15 protein-coding genes, 1 tRNA gene, 1 other RNA gene and 2 pseudogenes are annotated in these 17,624 nt (G+C 64.6%); 10 read left to right on the forward strand and 9 right to left on the reverse strand.

Annotation, left to right across the window (positions count from 1 at the left end; all coding sequences use genetic code 11):
- The 3 genes and pseudogenes from ACFE99_RS04325 to ACFE99_RS04335 all read right to left on the reverse strand — a co-directional run.
- Window positions 1–708 (reverse strand): annotated as a pseudogene (locus tag ACFE99_RS04325) (hypothetical protein); the annotation flags it as partial.
- A 137-nt stretch (window positions 709–845) separates the two neighbouring features.
- Window positions 846–1,457 (reverse strand): recombination mediator RecR, encoded by a 612-nt coding sequence (gene recR / locus ACFE99_RS04330; protein ID WP_375482753.1) that lies wholly within the window; start codon window positions 1,455–1,457, stop codon window positions 846–848.
- Window position 1,458: 1 nt separating this feature from the next.
- Window positions 1,459–1,794, reverse strand: a complete 336-nt coding sequence (locus ACFE99_RS04335) for a YbaB/EbfC family nucleoid-associated protein (protein ID WP_375482755.1) — start codon at window positions 1,792–1,794, stop codon at window positions 1,459–1,461.
- Window positions 1,795–1,928: 134 nt separating this feature from the next.
- Between ACFE99_RS04335 and ACFE99_RS04340 the strand changes: the two genes are divergently transcribed.
- Window positions 1,929–2,654 carry an Rv3717 family N-acetylmuramoyl-L-alanine amidase gene (locus tag ACFE99_RS04340; RefSeq protein ID WP_375482803.1) on the forward strand — a complete coding sequence of 242 codons (726 nt, stop codon included), beginning with the start codon at window positions 1,929–1,931 and terminating at the stop codon, window positions 2,652–2,654.
- Here ACFE99_RS04340 and ACFE99_RS04345 read toward each other — a convergent pair.
- Window positions 2,651–3,088 carry an SRPBCC family protein gene (locus tag ACFE99_RS04345; protein ID WP_375482757.1) on the reverse strand — a complete coding sequence of 146 codons (438 nt, stop codon included), beginning with the start codon at window positions 3,086–3,088 and terminating at the stop codon, window positions 2,651–2,653. The genes ACFE99_RS04340 and ACFE99_RS04345 overlap by 4 nt on opposite strands.
- An 82-nt stretch (window positions 3,089–3,170) precedes the next feature.
- Here ACFE99_RS04345 and ACFE99_RS04350 point away from each other — a divergent pair, with 82 nt between their 5' ends.
- Both ACFE99_RS04350 and ACFE99_RS04355 read left to right on the forward strand, forming a co-directional pair.
- Window positions 3,171–4,550, forward strand: coding sequence for an FAD-binding oxidoreductase (locus ACFE99_RS04350; RefSeq protein ID WP_375482805.1), 1,380 nt, complete (start codon window positions 3,171–3,173; stop codon window positions 4,548–4,550).
- Window positions 4,547–5,860 carry a class I SAM-dependent methyltransferase gene (locus ACFE99_RS04355; RefSeq protein ID WP_375482759.1) on the forward strand — a complete coding sequence of 438 codons (1,314 nt, stop codon included), beginning with the start codon at window positions 4,547–4,549 and terminating at the stop codon, window positions 5,858–5,860. Before ACFE99_RS04350 ends, ACFE99_RS04355 begins: the two co-directional genes overlap by 4 nt.
- Before the next feature lie 63 nt (window positions 5,861–5,923).
- On the opposite strand, the gene ACFE99_RS04360 is transcribed toward ACFE99_RS04355, so the two are convergent.
- The 3 genes from ACFE99_RS04360 to ffs all read right to left on the reverse strand — a co-directional run bounded on the left by ACFE99_RS04360 (window position 5,924) and on the right by ffs (window position 9,276).
- The gene (locus ACFE99_RS04360; RefSeq protein ID WP_375482761.1) at window positions 5,924–7,675 is read right to left on the reverse strand and encodes a DNA polymerase III subunits gamma/tau; all 1,752 of its coding nucleotides are present in this window, start codon (window positions 7,673–7,675) and stop codon (window positions 5,924–5,926) included.
- Between the two features lie 150 nt (window positions 7,676–7,825).
- A complete protein-coding gene (locus ACFE99_RS04365) occupies window positions 7,826–9,106 on the reverse strand; it encodes an aminotransferase class I/II-fold pyridoxal phosphate-dependent enzyme (protein ID WP_375482807.1) in 1,281 nt (426 codons plus the stop codon).
- A 73-nt stretch (window positions 9,107–9,179) separates the two neighbouring features.
- An RNA gene (ffs, locus tag ACFE99_RS04370) (signal recognition particle sRNA small type) lies at window positions 9,180–9,276 on the reverse strand.
- Window positions 9,277–9,331: 55 nt separating this feature from the next.
- Here ffs and ACFE99_RS04375 point away from each other — a divergent pair.
- The 3 genes and pseudogenes from ACFE99_RS04375 (at window position 9,332) to ACFE99_RS04385 (ending at window position 11,431) form a co-directional block, all read left to right on the forward strand.
- Window positions 9,332–9,417: transfer RNA gene (locus ACFE99_RS04375), tRNA-Ser, on the forward strand.
- A gap of 85 nt (window positions 9,418–9,502) precedes the next feature.
- On the forward strand, window positions 9,503–10,303 hold the full coding sequence (locus tag ACFE99_RS04380; protein WP_375482763.1) for a hypothetical protein: 801 nt from the start codon (window positions 9,503–9,505) through the stop codon (window positions 10,301–10,303).
- 58 nt (window positions 10,304–10,361) lie between these two features.
- Window positions 10,362–11,431 (forward strand): annotated as a pseudogene (locus ACFE99_RS04385) (dihydrodipicolinate reductase).
- A 19-nt stretch (window positions 11,432–11,450) separates the two neighbouring features.
- On the opposite strand, the gene ACFE99_RS04390 reads toward ACFE99_RS04385, so the two are convergent.
- Entirely contained in the window at window positions 11,451–11,786 is a 336-nt protein-coding gene (locus ACFE99_RS04390) for a DUF732 domain-containing protein (RefSeq protein ID WP_375482765.1), read from the reverse strand.
- 343 nt (window positions 11,787–12,129) lie between these two features.
- On the opposite strand from ACFE99_RS04390, the gene ACFE99_RS04395 reads away from it, so the two are divergent.
- Together ACFE99_RS04395 and ACFE99_RS04400 are read left to right on the forward strand one after the other, a co-directional pair.
- Window positions 12,130–12,561, forward strand: a complete 432-nt coding sequence (locus ACFE99_RS04395) for an MmpS family protein (RefSeq protein WP_375482767.1) — start codon at window positions 12,130–12,132, stop codon at window positions 12,559–12,561.
- A complete protein-coding gene (locus ACFE99_RS04400; RefSeq protein ID WP_375482769.1) occupies window positions 12,558–15,467 on the forward strand; it encodes an RND family transporter in 2,910 nt (969 codons plus the stop codon). Before ACFE99_RS04395 ends, ACFE99_RS04400 begins: the two co-directional genes overlap by 4 nt.
- A 106-nt stretch (window positions 15,468–15,573) precedes the next feature.
- Here the strand turns inward: ACFE99_RS04400 and ACFE99_RS04405 are convergent, their stop codons facing one another.
- Window positions 15,574–16,032 (reverse strand): DUF5078 domain-containing protein, encoded by a 459-nt coding sequence (locus ACFE99_RS04405; RefSeq protein ID WP_375482771.1) that lies wholly within the window; start codon window positions 16,030–16,032, stop codon window positions 15,574–15,576.
- A 118-nt stretch (window positions 16,033–16,150) separates the two neighbouring features.
- Here ACFE99_RS04405 and ACFE99_RS04410 point away from each other — a divergent pair, with 118 nt between their 5' ends.
- A complete protein-coding gene (locus ACFE99_RS04410; protein WP_375482773.1) occupies window positions 16,151–16,780 on the forward strand; it encodes a cutinase family protein in 630 nt (209 codons plus the stop codon).
- Between the two features lie 60 nt (window positions 16,781–16,840).
- A complete protein-coding gene (locus ACFE99_RS04415) occupies window positions 16,841–17,488 on the forward strand; it encodes a cutinase family protein (RefSeq protein WP_375482775.1) in 648 nt (215 codons plus the stop codon).
- The last annotated feature ends 136 nt before the right edge of the window (window positions 17,489–17,624 follow it).

Consider the following 17,624-nt stretch of genomic DNA (forward strand, 5'->3'; position numbering starts at 1 on the left):
GACCTGCAGAAATTCGCTCGAACATGAGCGCCCGTGGCCATCGACCCCCAGAGAATCCTTCCCAGCCCATGTCGACGAAGGCCACCGGCCAGTATCCGTCGAGCACTGGGATCTGCGTGGTGGGAGCAGGTAGGCCCGCGTCGATCAGCACCAGCCGCAGCCAGGTCTCCTTCGGCGATTCCGCGCCGCCGTCGACAAGTGGTAGTGCCGCCGCAGTCGTCGCAAACCCCGGGCACCCGGGTAGCGCTTGAGCAGCAACACCACATCCTCGACCGAGAACGGTGTCGCATGCATCAGCGCATCCAAACGGGCGACGGCCTCGTCGCGCGGCAAATGCCGCCCCCGGTCGTAGGCGGTGCGCGCGACGGTGGTGAACGGTAGGCCTGCGACGCGGGTGACCTCGCCGTCGCCGACTCGCTGATTGCGGGTGACTACGCCTGCCGGCGGATGGGGATTGCGCCAGATCAACTCGATCGGCTCGTCGTCGTCAACCCAGTTCGAGCCATGCAATGCCGCGCCGGCGAGTCCGGCCAAAACCCCGCGCCTGCCGGACCACAGCCACGCCGCCACTGCACGCGTTCGAAGCGACGCCTTAACGGGATCCGTCAAGTAGACGTTCGGGTAGATAGCGCGAAACCCTGCCCGCAGCTGATATGGGCTGAGCCTTCCCCCGCGCACCGCCTCGCTGCCCACGAACACGTCATTCATGGCTGCACGTTGTCATGGCCGACCGACATCTTCGCGAGACTTAAACCGTTGCGACGCCCCTCGGGTTGGACCGGCGTGTCTTCGCAGAGGTTTAAGTGTCGCGCAAGAAACGCAACGCGACGCGATGCCCGATGGACCTAAGCCATAGCGCGGCGGCCGGCCAAAGCACGACCGAGGGTGAGCTCGTCGGCGAACTCTAGATCCCCGCCCATCGGCAGCCCTGAAGCGATCCGCGTCACGGTCAGCCCCGGAATATCACGCAGCATCCGCATGAGGTAGGTGGCGGTCGCCTCGCCCTCGGTGTTGGGATCGGTGGCGATGATCACCTCGGTGACGTCGACGCCGTCGACGCGCTCGCCGATCCGATTCAACAGCTCACGGATCCGCAGCTGCTCGGGACCGATGCCGGAGAGCGGATCGAGCGCCCCGCCCAAAACGTGGTAGCGGCCGCGGAATTCGCGGGTGCGCTCGACGGCCTGGACGTCCTTGGGCTCCTCGACAACGCAGACCAAAGAGGCGTCACGGCGCGGATCCGCACAGATGCGGCAGCGCTCGTCGTCGGAGACGTTGCCGCACACCGCACAGAACCGCACGCCGTCGCGGACCTTCGTCAGCACCGCGGTAAGCCGGTCGATATCGGCCGGCTCGACCGACAACAGGTGGAAGGCGATGCGCTGCGCGCTTTTGGGCCCGATACCCGGCAGCTTGCCGAGCTCGTCGATCAGATCCTGTACCGGTCCCTCGAACAAGTCAGGTCTCCGGCAAACCCAGCGCGCTACTCATCCCCCCGGCCAGCGGCCCCAACTTTTGCTGCGCCATGGTGGTGACCTGTTGGGAGGCGTCGGCCAGCGCGCCGACGATCAGGTCCTGCAAGGTCTCGACGTCGTCAGGGTCGACGACTTTGGGGTCGATATGGACGGCCACCACCTCGCCGCTGCCTCTCACGGTCACCTGCACCAATCCCCCACCGGCCTGGCCGCGCACCTCGGAGTTGACGAGCTGTTGCTGGGCTTCCAGTAGCTGTTGCTGCATCTGCTGCGCCTGGGCAAGCAACGCCGACATGTCGGGCTGGCCTCCAGGTTGCATGACAGTCCCCTTGCGTGTTGGTTTCGACTTGGTTTCGCCTGCGGCTGCTGGGCGGTTCGGAACTTCCAGCCTAGACGGCCGCGGGCTACCGTGGCGCGGTGCGCATACCAGTTTGCCTGCGTGTCGGGTTCGCGATGGCCACCGGTGTCCTGCTCATCGTCGCGATGCTGACCGACCCGACGGCCACTGCGGTCCCGGCAAACATCGCCGGCATGATCGTGTTCCTCGACCCCGGCCATAACGGAGCCAACGACGCCTCCATTAGCCGTCAGGTATCCAACGGCCGCGGCGGAACCAAGGACTGCCAAGCCAGCGGGACCTCGACCAACAGCGGCTATCCGGAGCACACCTTCACCTGGGACACCACGCTGCGGATCCGCGCCGCGCTCAACGCGCTGGGGGCGCGAACCGCCATGTCGCGTGGCGACGACACCTCGGTAGGCCCCTGCGTCGACCAGCGCGCCGAGATGGCCAATGCACTGCACCCCAACGCGATCGTGTCCATCCACGCCGACGGCGGTCCGCCGACCGGGCGCGGATTCCACGTCAACTATTCGGCGCCGCCGCTCAACCAGGTCCAGGCGGGCCCCTCGGTGCAGTTAGCGCACATCATGCGCGATCAACTGCAAAGCTCCGGGATTCCGCCGGCCAACTACATCGGCCAAAACGGGCTCTACGGGCGGTCGGATCTCGCCGGGCTGAACCTGGCGCAATTTCCGGCAGTGCTCGTCGAGTTGGGCAACATGAAAAATCCCGCGGACTCGGCGCTGATCGAATCACCTGAAGGCAGGCAGAAATACGCCGACGCCGTCGTGAAGGGCATCGCGGGATTTCTGGCCAGCCAGGGCCAGGCCGGCTAGCCTTCCAGCTCCCTCTTCAGATTTGCCAGCACCTCGGCTTGGATCTTCTTGAGCCCCAGCGGCGCGAACGCCTTCTCGAAGAACCCCTTCACGCCGCCGGCGCCGGTCCAGGTGGTCTTGACAGTGACGCTGGAGCCCGGCCCTGCCGGTGCCACCGTCCAGTTCGTGACCATCGAAGAGTTGGCATCTTTTTCGATGACGGCGTGGCCGGCGACGTCGACGCTGGCCTGGACGTCGCGTACCCGCGACTTGGTGGCCTGCAGCTTCCACTTGGCGACCGTGCCCTGTCCCTGACCGCCCTGCAGCACCTGGTAGTCGCGGTAGTGCGAGGACAGAATTTTCGGGCGGACGTTTTTGTAGTCGGCAACGGCGGTGAGGACGGCTTCCGGCTTGGCGTTGATCAAGACGGTGCTGGTGGCGCTGACCTGTCCCATCAGGCAAGACTCCTCTGCTGTGGATCTGCTGATACCGCGTGGCGCGCGGGTGCGAGTGGTGGTGTCGGGGACTAGGGTATATGTGGTGCCTGTTTCCGAAGCCGCACTGGAGGCTCATAAGGCGGGCGTCGAGCGGTTGTTGGCGAGCTATCGCTCCATCCCCGCGACGGCGTCCGTCCGACTCGCCAAGCCCACTTCGAATCTGTTCCGCGCACGCGTCAAACGCGACGCACCGGGCCTCGACACGTCCGGGCTCACCGGCGTCATCGGGGTCGATCCGGATGCCCGCACCGCCGATGTGGCAGGCATGTGCACCTACCAGGATCTGGTCGCGGCTACGCTGCCGTATGGCTTGTCCCCGCTGGTCGTGCCGCAACTGAAGACCATCACACTGGGCGGGGCGGTCACTGGCTTGGGTATCGAGTCGGCGTCGTTCCGCAACGGTCTGCCTCACGAGTCCGTGCTGGAGATGGACATTCTCACCGGCGCGGGCGAATTACTCACAGTGTCGGCGCAACAGCACGCCGACCTCTACCGCGCGTTCCCGAACTCTTATGGGACGCTTGGCTATTCGACCAGGCTGCGGATCGAACTGGAGCCTGTCAAGCCGTTCGTGGCGCTGCGTCACGTCCGATACCATTCGTTGGCCGAGATGGTGGCGGCGATGGACCGCATCGTCGACACCGGCGGATTTGACGGTGTTCTCGTGGATTATCTCGACGGTGTCGTGTTCAGCGCCGACGAGAGCTACCTGTGTGTCGGCGTGCGGACCACCACACCGGGGCCCGTCAGCGACTACACCGGACAGCAGATTTACTACCGCTCAATCCAGCACGATGCCGGCATCAAAGAGGACCGGTTGACGATTCACGACTACTTCTGGCGTTGGGACACCGATTGGTTCTGGTGCTCACGCTCATTCGGCGCGCAGAATCCCCGGGTGCGACGCTGGTGGCCGCGGCGCTATCGGCGCAGCAGCTTCTACTGGAAGCTGGTGGCTATGGACAGGCGGTTCGGCATCGCCGATCGGATTGAGAAGCGCAAAGGTCGCCCGCCACGCGAGCGGGTGGTGCAAGACATCGAAGTGCCGATCGAGCGGACCGAGGAGTTCTTGGCGTGGTTCCTCGAGAATGTGCCGATCACGCCGGTCTGGCTGTGCCCGTTGCGGTTACGCGATCAGGAGGGCTGGCCGCTGTATCCGATCCGGCCGGGCCGCACCTACATCAACGTCGGGTTCTGGTCGTCGGTGCCGGCGGGTGCGACTGAAGGCGCCACCAATCGCCTGATCGAGGCCAAGGTGGGCGAGCTGGACGGACACAAGTCGCTGTACTCCGACGCCTATTACACGCGTGAGGAATTCGACGAACTCTACGGCGGCGAGGCCTACAAGACGGTAAAGAAGACCTACGATCCCGATTCGCGTCTACTCGACCTCTATGCGAAGGCGGTGCAACGACGATGACGACCACCAAAGAGGCAGGGGCACATGCTCGGGTCAATGGCAAGCTGAGCCTGGCCCAGATCCTGGCGATCCTCACCGAGGGCGGCCAGTTGAATTTCACCGCCTACGACGGCAGCAGCGCCGGACCCGACGACGCCGCGCTGGGCCTGGATCTCCTGACGCCCCGCGGCACCACCTACCTGGCCACCGCGCCGGGTGAGCTGGGTCTGGCCCGCGCCTACGTCTCGGGCGATCTGGAGCTGCGCGGTGTGCATCCCGGCGACCCGTACGAGTTGCTCAAAACGATGGCGGAAAAACTCGACTTCAAACGGCCTTCGCCGCGGCTGCTGGCCAACATCGTCCGCTCCATCGGGGTCGAGCGCTTCGTACCCGTCGCCCCGCCGCCGCAAGAAGCATTGCCCCGCTGGCGCCGGCTCGCCGAGGGGCTGCGGCACAGCAAAACGCGCGACGCCGAGGCCATCCATCACCACTACGACGTTTCCAACACCTTCTACGAGTGGGTACTGGGTCCGTCGATGACGTACACCTGCGCGGTGTATCCCCACCCGGACGCGACGCTCGAAGAGGCGCAGGAGAACAAGTACCGGCTGGTCTTCGAGAAGCTGGGGCTGCAACCGGGTGACCGGCTGCTCGACGTCGGCTGCGGGTGGGGAGGCATGGTCCGCCACGCCGCCCGCCGCGGGGTGCGCGCGATCGGCGCCACGCTGTCGGCCGAGCAGGCGAAATGGGGGCAACGGAAGATCGACGAGGAGGGTCTCGGCGAGCTGGCCGAAGTGCGGCACTCCGACTACCGCGATGTCCGTGAAAGCGATTTCGATGCTGTCTCGTCGATCGGGCTAACTGAGCACATCGGCGTCAAGAACTACCCGGCGTATTTCGGCTTCCTCAAGCAAAAGCTGCGCACCGGCGGGTTGCTGCTCAACCACTGCATCACCCGGCACTCCAACAGATCGACCTTCCGAGCTGGAGGCTTCACCGACCGCTACGTCTTTCCCGATGGGGAATTGACCGGCTCGGGTCGCATCATCACCGAGATCCAAGAGGTCGGCTTCGAGGTGCTGCACAACGAGAACTTCCGCAACCACTACGCGATGACGCTGCGTGACTGGTGCCGCAACCTCGTCGAGCACTGGGACGAGGCCGTCGCCGAGGTTGGTCTGCCCACCGCCAAAATCTGGGGCCTCTACATGGCCGCGTCACGAGTCGGGTTCGAGCAGAACAAGATTCAGCTACACCACGTGCTCGCGGTCAAGCCCGACCGATACGGTCGTGACGGCGGCCTGCCGCTGCGGCCCTGGTGGCAGCCCTAGCCATAGTCCCTAGGCTCATCGCGGTGACCCGCTGCGCCCGGCTTCGCCGCGCTTGCGACACCGCTAGCCATTGTCGATGGGGCGGGCGCCCAATTCGTTTTGCAGCAGTTCGAGCGCGGCTTCTTCGGGATCGCGGCGTTCCGGTGGGCTTTCGCGGCCGGCCTCGGCGAGCATGCTCTCCTCTTCGGCCCGCCGAGCCGTATCCGGCTCAGAAACCGGTGTTTCCGTCGCGGTCGTACTGCCGGTCTCGCAGCGCACCCGCCAATCCACGCCCAGGGCGTCTTTGAGCGCTTCGGCGATGACGTCGGCGTTGCGTTGCTCGCACAACCGCTTCGCCAGCGGCGCGGATTCATGGGTCAACACCAGCGTGTTGCCCTCGACCGCGCGGACGGTGGCGCCGGCCAGCATCACTTCGGTGGTGCGGCTGCGTTGCCGCACTTTGTCACGCACTGTCGGCCACATGGTCCGTACCGCGGCCGCACCCGGTTCACCAGCAGTGGTCGCCGGCGCAGCTTGCATCGGTTCTGGTTGAGTGCGCACCGGTTCTGGTGATTTCCGCACCGATTCTGGTGCCTTGCGCTCAGGTTCGGGCGGCGTGCGCACCGCAGGCGCCTTGCGCACCCGCCCAGACGGCTTGGGTGATTCGCCGGTAGGAATCGAAATCTCCAACCGGTTCTCGATCCGCTCCAGGCGTTGCAGCAACGCTGACTCTGTGTCGCTGGCCGACGGCAGCAGCAGCCGCGCGCAGATCACTTCCAGCAGCAGACGGGGAGCCGTCGCGCCGCGCATCTCACCCAGCCCGGCCTGCACCACCTCGGCGAACCGGGTCAGCGTGGCCGTCCCGATCCGCGCCGCTTGATCTCGCATCCGGTCCAGCACGTCTTCGGGCGCATCGACCACGCCGCGGGCGGCGGCATCTGGAACAGATTGCAGCACAATGAGATCGCGGAACCGCTCCAAAAGGTCGGTGGCGAACCGTCGCGGATCGTGGCCGGCGTCGATTACCGATTCGACCGCACCGAACATCGCCGCGGCGTCGTCGGCGGCCAGCGCGTCGACTGCCTCGTCGATCAGCGCGACGTCGGTGGCGCCGAGCAGTCCCAGCGCCCGCTGGTATGTCACCCGATTGCCGTCGGCGCCGGCCAGCAACTGGTCGAGCACCGAGAGCGTGTCGCGCGGTGAACCGCCGCCGGCCCGGATCACCAGCGGGTACACCGCGTCGTCGATCGTGACACCCTCCTGCTGGCAGATCCGCTCGAGCAGTGCCCGCATGGTGCGGGGTGGCAGCAGCCGGAAGGGATAGTGGTGGGTGCGCGACCGGATCGTCGGCAACACCTTTTCCGGCTCAGTGGTGGCGAAGACGAAGATCAGGTGCTCGGGCGGCTCCTCCACGATCTTGAGCAACGCGTTGAACCCCGCCGTGGTCACCATGTGCGCTTCGTCGACGATGAAGACCCGGTAGCGCGATTGGGCCGGCGCGTAGAAAGCCCGGTCGCGTAGCTCGCGGGTGTCGTCGACGCCGCCGTGGCTGGCCGCGTCGAGTTCGACGACGTCGATGCTGCCCGGTCCGTTGGGCGCCAGCGCGACGCAGGACTCACAGACCCCGCACGGCGTGGCCGTCGGCCCCTGCGCACAATTCAACGACCGGGCCAGGATGCGGGCCGACGACGTTTTGCCGCAGCCGCGCGGCCCGGAAAACAGATACGCGTGGTGGATCCGGCCGGCGGCCAGCGCAGTCGACAGCGGCTCGGTGACATGCTCCTGGCCCACCACCTCGGCGAAGGTTGCCGGTCGGTACGTGCGGTAGAGGGCCACGGTCAGCAGGCTACCGACGCCATCCGACGATGCCGACCCGGGAGGGGCTAGGGCAGGCGTCGAGTGTGCATCGACGGCGCCGAGTGTGAATGCAGGGCGGGATCTGTGCCGATTTCCCGCCCTCAGCGCACAGTCGATGTTGGATGCTCGCTAGCTGCGGCTCAACAGGGCTTCGGTGCCGGCCAGCAGCGCGCACGTCGCCAATCCGTCGATGGCATTGCGCAGATCCGGAATCGGCGGGAACGTTGGCGCGATCCGGATGTTCTTGTCGTCCAGGTCTTTTCGATATGGGAACGACGCGCCCGCCTCGGTGACGGCGATACCGGCATCCTTGGCCAGTGCCACCGTGCGCCGCGCTGTGCCGGGTAGCACGTCGAGGCTGATGAAGTAGCCGCCCTTGGGCTCGGTCCAGGAGGCGATCTTGGACTCGCGCAGCCGCCTGTCCAGGATTTCCAGTGCCAACGCGAATTTCGGCGCCAAAAGCCGCTGGTGGCGCAGCATCTGCAAGCGAACCCCATCGGCGTCGCCAAAGAAGCGAAGGTGGCGCAGTTGGTTGACCTTGTCCGGGCCGATCGACTTCTTGCCCGCATACTGCAAATACCAGGCGATGTTGCCCAGTGAGCCGCCGAAGAAGCTGACACCGGCGCCGGCGAAGGTGATCTTGGACGTGGACGCGAAGACGTACGGCCGGTTGGGGTTGCCGGCTGTGGCGGCCAGGCCCAGCACGTCGATCTGTCGGACGAAGTCCAGCGTCAGGGTGTGCACCGCGTAGGCGTTGTCCCAGAATAATCGGAAATCGCTTGCCGCCGTTCGCATTTGGACCAGGCGACGAACCGTCTCCCACGAGTACGTGACGCCGGTGGGGTTGGAGAACACCGGCACCGCCCACATGCCCTTGATGGCGGGGTCGACGGCGACGAGTTCCTCGATCAGGTCGACGTCCGGGCCGTCCTCCCGCATCGGGATCGGGATCATTTCGATGCCCATGGTCTCGGTCATCGCGAAGTGCCGGTCGTAGCCGGGGACCGGGCAGAGAAACTTAATGCCGTCTTGCTCTTTTATCCAAGGCCGCGGCGAGTCCACGCCGCCGTGCAGCATCGAGAACACGATGACGTCGTGCATCATCTCCAGGCTGGCGTTGTTGCCGGCGATCAGATTGGGCACCGGGATGCCGAGCAGCTCACTGAAAATGGCCCGCAGTCCCGGTAGCCCGTGCTGCCCGCCGTAGTTGCGGGTGTCGGTACCCTCTTCGTCGCGGTAGTCGTCCCCCGGCAGGCTCAGCAGCGCATTGGACAAGTCGAGTTGCTCACCGGATGGCTTGCCGCGGGTGAGATCAAGGGACAGCTGCTTGGACTGCAGGTCCGCATAGTCCTGCTGGTGGCGAGCGTGCAGAGCTGTCAGCTCCTCACGGCTGAGGGAATGGAACGACACCATGCGCCTTTCACCGTCGAATGCCGTGGGGCCAGTGGGATCGGTTCTGGGTCGGGCCGAGGGGCCAACACCGACCTGGGGGACCCCGCGCACCCGCCAGAGCCCGTTGACCCTTGCTGCCTTCCGGCCCTGGGGGAGTTCACAGGATAGACGCCGCGCGGGGTCCACCGCGAGTGTAGTACCCCGAAGCCATAGCAATTGCCGTCAGGCAGCTACCATGACCGAGGAGGATTCGCCTAGTGGCCTATGGCGCTCGCCTGGAACGCGGGTTGGGTTAACAGCCCTCGCGGGTTCAAATCCCGCATCCTCCGCGCACGCGGTCCAAGGTGCGGCTAGGCACGATGGTCGGCGTTTGGGCCGCCCTTGGATCCGCTCGATGACGGCTTGAGGAGGGGCATGGGGCGCAAAGTCGCCGTACTGTGGCATGCGTCGTTGTGGATCGCTGCCGGCGCCCTGTACTTCTTCTTCGCGATCCCCCGCTGGTATGAGCTCATGGGCGAAGTCCCTCACGCGCTCGGGACGATGGGGCGCATCGGCTGTGGCTTGTTGATCGGGCTGGCCGCGCTGCCGGTGGTGTTCACCCTGTTGCGTACCCGCAAACCGGAGTACGGCACCCCGCAGCTGGCGCTGTCGTTGCGGACCTGGTCGGTCGTGGCGCACGTGCTGGCCGGGGTGCTGATCGTCGGCACTGCGATCAGCGAAATCTGGCTGAGCCTGGACGCCGCCGGTCAATGGTTGTTCGCGATCTACGGGGCCGCCGCGGCCATCGCGTTGCTGGGCATCTTCTCCTTCTATCTGTCGTTTGTCGCGGAGCTTCCCCCCCCGCCGCCGAAGCCGCTCAAGCCGAAGGAAGCCAAGCGGCGCCTTCGCCGCCGAAAGCGCCGCAAGGACGAGGAGGCAGAGGCACAGACGGGCGAAACCGAGGAAGAGCTCACCGAAGCCGAAGGTGTCGAGGCAGCCGAGGCAGCTGAAGCCGAAACCGTTAAGGCCGAAGAAACTTTCGAGGCCACACAGGCGGCCGCCAACGAATCCGACTCCGCAGCCGAGGAATCCGCGGGCGACGAGCTGCCCAGCGCCGAGGACACCGTCGCAGCCGAGGCACCGCGAGGTGGATTGCGCAACCGCCGCCCCAGCGGCAAATCGTCGTCGCGGCGGCGTCGGCGCTCGCGCGGCGGAATCGCTGTCGAAGACAAATAGGGTTCTCCCCTCGGACCGTCCCGGTCCGCATCGGCGCCGGCGGCAATATGCTGAGCGAGTGCCAAACCGTTATCGCGTCGTTCAGTGGACGACGGGCAATGTCGGCAAAAGCTCGGTGCAGGCGATCGCCGCTAACCCCACTTTCGAACTCGTCGGCTGTTATGCCCACTCACCCGACAAGATTGGCCGCGATGTCGGAGAGCTGTGCGGCATCGATCGGCTGGGCGTCGCCGCCACCGACGACGTCGATGCGCTGCTCGCGTTGAAGCCGGACTGCGTCGTCTACAACCCGATGTGGATCGACGTCGACGAGCTGGTACGCATTTTGTCCGCGGGCGCCAACGTGGTGGCGACGGCCCCTTTCATCACTGGGCACAACTTGGGCCCGGGCCGCGACCGCATGGCCGAAGCCTGCCGCGAAGGCGGCTCCACGATCTTCGGCTCCGGTGTCAGCCCCGGCTTCGCCGAACTGCTGGCGATCGTGTCGGCCATGGTATGCGATCGGGTAGACAAGCTCACCGTCAACGAGGCCGCCGACACCACGTTCTACGATGCGCCGGCCACCGAACTGCCGGTGGGATTCGGCAAGCCGATCGACCACCCTGAGCTGCCGGCAATGACGGCGCAAGGCACAGCGGTGTTCGGTGAGGCGGTGCGGTTGGTCGGCGACGCGCTCGGGGTCGAGCTGGACGAAGTGCGCTGCGATGCGGAGTATGCGCAAACCACTGCCGATCTCGACCTTGGTCCTGGACCATCGCGGCCGGGTGCGTCGCCGGAGTGTTCGCGAGCTGGCAAGGAAACGTCGGCGGCAAGACCGTCGTCGAGCTCAACGTCCGGTGGCGAAGGGGCCAGACCATCGACCCGGACTGGAAAATCGACCAAGACGGCTGGGTCATCCAAATCGACGGGCGGCCAACGGTGAAAACCACCGTCGGGTTCCTACCGCCACCGGATTTCCAGGCCGAGACGATCGCCGACTTCATGACGCTCGGGCACATCATGACGGCGATGCCCACCATCAATGCGATTCCCGCCGTCGCCGCCGCGCCGGGCATCGCCACGTATAGCGATTTGCCGTTGACGCTGCCGCGCGGCGTGGTTTCGCCGGCTTCCCAGCCGGCCGTCTAACGGTGGGGTACAGAGGTGATCAGGCTTGCGCGGGTGGAATGTTCTGCATGACGGGTGCCAGGTCGGGGCAGTAATAACCGATGGCACTGCCGAGGAACTGGTACGCCTGGACCTGTGTGGTGCCCCGCGGCAGGTTGTGCAACACGAACCGAGACGATGCGGCAGCGTCGGGATCCACATGGTCACCCAGCCGCCGGCAGGCGATCTTGGCCAGATAGGGGTTGTAGGCGTGCGGCCCATAGATGCCGTAGGTCTGCAGCTGGTTGTCGAAGTCAGTGTCGGGGTCGGCCTGTGCCGGCGCAGCCAGAGCGATAGCGGCGGCGAGGGTGACGAACACCAGCTTTGTTGCCTTCATGGGCTGGATCGTACCGCCCCCGATGTGAGTCGTAATGTGACTTCGCACGGTCCGGAAAGCATGGCCTCCGCTACCGGCTACCCAACCCCACCAATTCATCAGTTGCCCTTCCCACCCGGTTTCCGTGAGCCGCGTCTGCCTATTAGACTAACTAAGGTTAAACACAGGCTAAGCAGTTGAACATGTTCATGCCAGACTTTCAACGGCACCGCAAAGAATGAAGGTCTCAGTGGCAATCCCAATGACGCCGCATCCGAGCAGGTGCGCTGACCTACTGGACGGTCTCGGGTACACCGCGACCATCGCCCGCGATCAAGGGTAGCGACGGGAGGGGCGAGGTCAGATGTTCGGCGCTCTCAAACGAGTGTGGATGCCCTTGATCGTCGCCGCGGTGATCGCCGTCGCCGCGTTCACCGTGTACCGGGTCCACGGATACTTCGGTGCTCACGGCAACGCCGGCGGCGCGTCCACCAAGTACGAGGACACCAAGCCGTTCCATCCGAAGGTGGTGACCTACGACATCTTCAGCCCGGATGGATCCGTGGCCGACATCAACTACCTCGACCTCAGTGCGACGCCGCAGCGCGTGGACGGAGCACCGCTGCCGTGGTCACTCACGTTGAAGACCACCGATCCCGCGGTGAGCCCGAACATCGTGGCGCAGGGCCACAGCGACACCATTGGTTGCCGCATCACCGTCGATGGTGTCGTCAAGGATGAACGGATCTCCAACGGCGTGAACGCCCAAACCTTCTGCCTGGTGAAATCCGCATGAGCAGACACACCAGCGACGCACCGACTGACGTCATGCCGGTCCCGATTGAAGCGGTGCGGTCGAGGCTGCTGCTGTGGATCCACAGGCTAGCGGTACCGATCATTTTGGCCTGGGTTGCGGTCACCGTGATCCTGAATGTCGTTGTGCCCCAGTTGGACGTCGTCGGCCAGATCCGCACCGTGTCGATGAGCCCCAAAGACGCGCCGTCGATGATCGCGATGAAACGCGTCGGCCAGGACTTCCACGAGTTCAAATCCGACAGCTCGGCCATGATCGTGCTGGAAGGTGACCAACCGCTTGGCGACGCAGCCCACCACTACTACGACGAGCTGGTCCGAAAAATCCGGGCGGACACCAAACACGTCGAGAACGTCCAGGACTTCTGGAGTGACCCGCTGACCGCGGCGGGTTCGCAAAGCCCCGACGGCAAAGCCGCTTACGTCCAGGTCTACCTCGCCGGCAATCAGGGTGAGAGTCTGGCCAACGAGTCGGTCGAGGCGGTCCAGGACATCATCAAGAAAACCCCGCCACCGCCCGGCATACACGTCTACGCCACCGGAGCGGCCCCGCTGCTGGCCGACCAGCACATCGCCGGCGACCGCAGCCTCAAGCTGATCACCGGACTCACCTTCCTGGTGATCATCGTGATGCTGCTGTTCGTCTACCGGTCCATTGTGACCGTGTTGCTGGTGATGGCGATGGTCTTCCTCGAGTTGGCGGCAGCCCGCGGCGTGGTGGCATTCCTGGGCTACCACAACCTCATTGGGCTCTCGACATTCGCGGTCAACCTGCTGGTGATGCTGGCCATTGCCGCCGCGACGGACTATGCCATCTTCTTGATGGGCCGGTACCAGGAAGCCCGGGCCCTGGGCGAGGATCGGGAGTCCGCTTTCTACACGATGTATCGCGGAACGGGTCACGTGATCCTCGGCTCGGGCCTGACGATCGCCGGCGCCACCTTCTGTCTGCGGTTCACCCGGCTGCCGTACTTCCAGACTCTCGGTGTGCCATTGGCGATCGGCATGCTGGTCGTGGTGCTAGCCGCGCTCAGCCTGGGCGCGGCCGTCGTGGTCGCGGCCAGTCATTTCGGTCTGCTGGAGCCCAAGAGGGCGATGCGGATCCGCGGATGGCGAAAGATCGGTGCAGCGGTCGTGCGCTGGCCGGCTCCCGTGCTGGCCGCCACGGTGGCGGTCGCGCTGGTCGGGCTGATCACGTTACCCAGCTACCGACCCGGCTACGACAACCGCAATTACATGCCGTCCGACATCCCCGCGAATGTGGGATATGCGGCCGCCGACCGGCACTTCTCACAGGCTCGGATGAACCCGGAATTGCTGCTGATCGAAACCGACCACGACATGCGTAATCCGGCCGATTTCCTGGTGATCGACAAAGTGGCCAAAGCGGTCTTCCGGGTGCCCGGCATTGGGCGCGTACAAGCCATCACCAGACCGCTGGGAACCCCGATCAACCACTCCACCATCCCGTTCCAGATGAGCATGCAGGGCACCACCCAGATGTTGAACATGAAGTACATGCAAGATCGCATGCACGACATGCAGATCATGGGTGACGAGATGCAGACGACCATCAACACGATGGAAAAGATGCTCGAGTTGGTGCGGCAGATGTCGGTGACCACCCACAGCATGGTCACCAAGATGCACGGCATGGTCGGCGACATCGAGGATCTGCGCGACCACATAGCCGATTTCGAAGACTTCTGGCGCCCGATCCGCAGTTATTTCTACTGGGAGAAGCACTGCTACGACATTCCGATCTGCTGGTCGCTGCGGTCCATCTTCGACGGGCTCGACGGTGTCGACACGTTGACCGACGACATCGTTAATCTGATGCCGGACTTGGATCGGCTGGACTACCTGATACCGCAGATGCTCACGATCATGCCGCCGATGATCGCCACCATGAAGGACATGAAGGGCTACATGCTGACTATGCAACAGACCATGGGCGGCCTGCAGAATCAGATCCAGGCGATGCAACAGGATGCGACCGCCATGGGCAAAGCGTTCGACGCGGCCAAAAACGACGACTCTTTCTATCTGCCCCCGGAAGCCTTCCAGAATCCCGATTTCAAACGGGGACTGAAGATGTTCCTCTCACCGGACGGCCATGCGGTCCGGATGATCATCTCGCACGAGGGCGATCCCGCGTCGCCCGAGGGTATTTCGCACGTCGATCCGATCAAACGCGCTGTGCACGAGGCCATCAAGGGAACACCATTGGAGGGCTCCAAGGTCTACCTGGGTGGCACCGCGGCCGTTTACAAAGACCTGTCCACCGGGGCTGCCTGGGACTTGATTATCGCCGGAATCGCTTCGCTCGCTTTGATTTTCATTGTCATGCTGGTCATCACGCGAAGCGTGATCGCTGCCGCGGTCATCGTCGGCACGGTATTGCTGTCACTGGGCAGCGCATTCGGGCTTTCCGTGCTGATCTGGCAGCACATCCTCGGGCTCGATGTGCACTGGATGGTGTTGGCAATGTCGGTGATCATCCTGCTGGCGGTTGGTTCGGACTACAACCTGCTTTTAGTGGCACGGTTCAAAGAGGAGATCCACGCCGGGCTGAAGACCGGCATCATCCGTGCGATGGGCGGCAGCGGCTCCGTCGTTACGTCGGCGGGCCTGGTGTTCGCGTTCACTATGATGTCCATGGTGGTCAGCGACCTGCGGGTCATCGGACAAGTCGGCACCACAATTGGTCTCGGTCTGCTGTTCGACACCTTGGTGGTGCGCTCCTTCATGACGCCGTCCATCGCAGCGCTGCTCGGCCGTTGGTTCTGGTGGCCACAACGAGTGCGCACCCGTCCTGCCAGCCAGCTGCTTCGGCCGTACCCACCCCGGCCGGTGGTTCGTGAACTGCTGCTTGACGACGCGCCGTGACACCGATTCCCAGCTCGGGCCAGCGCCGCCATCACGAATAGCCGTGCGGCGCAACGGATTCGGTTACGAACCCGTCGGCAATCAGCGGACTAAGTAGAAGCTCCGCTCACCAGTCCCACACGGACATGTCACCCGGGGGATATTCGGCGCAGTGGTCGGTTTCTTTCGCGGCCACGCCCTTATTGTTGAAGAAGATCTTGAAGTTGTTGACCCATTGGATCGTCATCGGATCGCGCACACCCGGTTCGTATAAGTGGTCCGAGTACTGCCTGCGCTCCGCCGGCGACAATGCGAAAAACCAGTGCGCCTTGTCTTGTACTGCCTGCTGAAAATTCGGGTGGTTGTGGTAGTCGTTCATGTACCGCTCGTAATACACCGGAGAGTAGTCTCTGGCGGCCGCCAGTATCTGCTCGGCGGTGCAGCTGGTCTCGATTATCCGGTGAGGTATCGGGTAGTCGTCTGTGGAGTCAGCTGCGGCGCGCCCGGGGAGGGCCGTCGCGCCGATGCCGAGGGCGAGCACTGCCGCGCCCGCGCAAAGAACGGGTTTCCGGTGATTGCGACGCATGCGGTTAACTATAACGCCCGGGTAACGCCCTTTGCGCAGTCTGGAGGAATCGGTCGGGCACCAACACCAGCCTGCCAACCCGGCCCGACAAACGCCTGCCCTGTGTCAGCATCTAGAGATGAGTGCGCGGACCATCGCGTGCCTCGTTGCGGCTCCCGCGGTGATGGCCGGCACACTGCTGAACACCTCGAATGCTGCGTTCGCCGATCCCTGCCCCGACAGCGAGGTGGTGTTCGCTCGCGGCACCAACGAGCCCCCCGGCGTCGGCGCGGTCGGCCAGGCGTTCATCGACTCGCTCAGGTCGCAAGTCCGCGGCCGGTCAATCGGCGTCTACGCGGTCAACTACCCGGCGACCGACGCTTTCGCAAGCAGCTCGTTCGCCGGTGCCGGTGACGCCCGCGCTCATATCGAAAACACGGCTGCGAACTGTCCCGCCACTCGAATGTTGCTGGGCGGATATTCGCAGGGAGCTGGTGTCATCGACTTGGCCACCGATTCCATGCCGCCGCAGGTCGCCGACCACGTCGCGGCGGTCGCACTGTTCGGCAATCCGGAAAGTACGTTCGCCAGGACGTTGGGCGGCGGCCGGCTCCCCACCATCAGCCCGCTGTACCGACCCAAGACCATCGACTTGTGTGTGGCCGACGACCCGATCTGTTCTGAAGGCAGAAATCCCGCTGCGCACGTTGCGTACATCCAGTCGGGCATGACCAATCAGGCCGCGTCGTTCGCGGCTGGTCGGCTCTGAGCGCAGGGGTTACGCGTAATCGGGTCACGGCGAAGGCCACCGATATGTCAGCATGCAGAAATGACTCTGCGCGACGTCGCTCGCATGCTCGGCGCTGTTGTGCTGACGGCCGGGGTGCTGCTCAGCTTCCCCATGCCGCCCGCGCATGCTGACCCATGCCCCAACAGCGAGGTGGTGTTCGCTCGCGGCACCGGCGAGCCTGCTGGTCTCGGTGGGGTTGGCCAAGCGTTCGTCGACGCGCTTCAGTCACAACTCCCTGGTCAATCCATCGGGGTGTACCCGGTCAACTACCCGGCAACCAACGACTACGTCAATAGCGCGTTGGCCGGCGCCAGCGATGCCAACGCACATGTCCAAAACACCGTGGCGACTTGTCCGAACACCAAAGTGGTGCTTGGTGGGTATTCGCAGGGCGCGGGCGTGATGGATCTGGTCAGCAACCAGCTGCCGCCCCAGACGGCCGATCATGTCGCAGCAGTCGCCCTCTTCGGCAATCCCTCGAGTAGCTACGCCAATTCGCTGACGAACGGTCAGATTCCGGCGGTCAACGCCGCGTACCGCCCTAAGACCATCGACTTGTGCCTTCCCGACGACATCATCTGCGCGGACGGCGGAAACATCGTCCCTCATCTTATGTATGTCCAGAACGGAATGGCGGATCAGGCCGCGACGTATGTGGCCAGTCGGGTGCGGCCGGCATCGGCATAGTCAGCCGCGCCGGCGCCAGTTCTGACGGTTCCCAAGTGTTTGACGGTAACGACTCGGCCCGCCATCCATTTGGATGGCGGCCCGACCCGTAGTGGCCGCACCGCCGTTGGACCGTGACTATGGCTGTCCCGGCGGC

This window comes from uncultured Mycobacterium sp., from assembly GCF_964249325.1.
Lineage (GTDB): Bacteria > Actinomycetota > Actinomycetes > Mycobacteriales > Mycobacteriaceae > Mycobacterium.

Excerpts from the sequence above, each read along its gene's own strand:
- ACFE99_RS04415 (WP_375482775.1), top strand. The coding sequence starts at position 16,841 with ATGACTCTGCGCGACGTCGCTCGCATGCTCGGCGCTGTTGTGCTGACG.
- ACFE99_RS04355 (WP_375482759.1), top strand. The coding sequence starts at position 4,547 with ATGACGACCACCAAAGAGGCAGGGGCACATGCTCGGGTCAATGGCAAG.
- ACFE99_RS04395 (WP_375482767.1), top strand. The coding sequence starts at position 12,130 with ATGTTCGGCGCTCTCAAACGAGTGTGGATGCCCTTGATCGTCGCCGCG.
- ACFE99_RS04400 (WP_375482769.1), top strand. The coding sequence starts at position 12,558 with ATGAGCAGACACACCAGCGACGCACCGACTGACGTCATGCCGGTCCCG.
- ACFE99_RS04380 (WP_375482763.1), top strand. The coding sequence starts at position 9,503 with ATGGGGCGCAAAGTCGCCGTACTGTGGCATGCGTCGTTGTGGATCGCT.
- ACFE99_RS04390 (WP_375482765.1), bottom strand. The coding sequence starts at position 11,786 with ATGAAGGCAACAAAGCTGGTGTTCGTCACCCTCGCCGCCGCTATCGCT.
- ACFE99_RS04340 (WP_375482803.1), top strand. The coding sequence starts at position 1,929 with ATGGCCACCGGTGTCCTGCTCATCGTCGCGATGCTGACCGACCCGACG.
- ACFE99_RS04405 (WP_375482771.1), bottom strand. The coding sequence starts at position 16,032 with ATGCGTCGCAATCACCGGAAACCCGTTCTTTGCGCGGGCGCGGCAGTG.
- ACFE99_RS04410 (WP_375482773.1), top strand. The coding sequence starts at position 16,151 with ATGAGTGCGCGGACCATCGCGTGCCTCGTTGCGGCTCCCGCGGTGATG.
- ACFE99_RS04345 (WP_375482757.1), bottom strand. The coding sequence starts at position 3,088 with ATGGGACAGGTCAGCGCCACCAGCACCGTCTTGATCAACGCCAAGCCG.
- ACFE99_RS04335 (WP_375482755.1), bottom strand. The coding sequence starts at position 1,794 with ATGCAACCTGGAGGCCAGCCCGACATGTCGGCGTTGCTTGCCCAGGCG.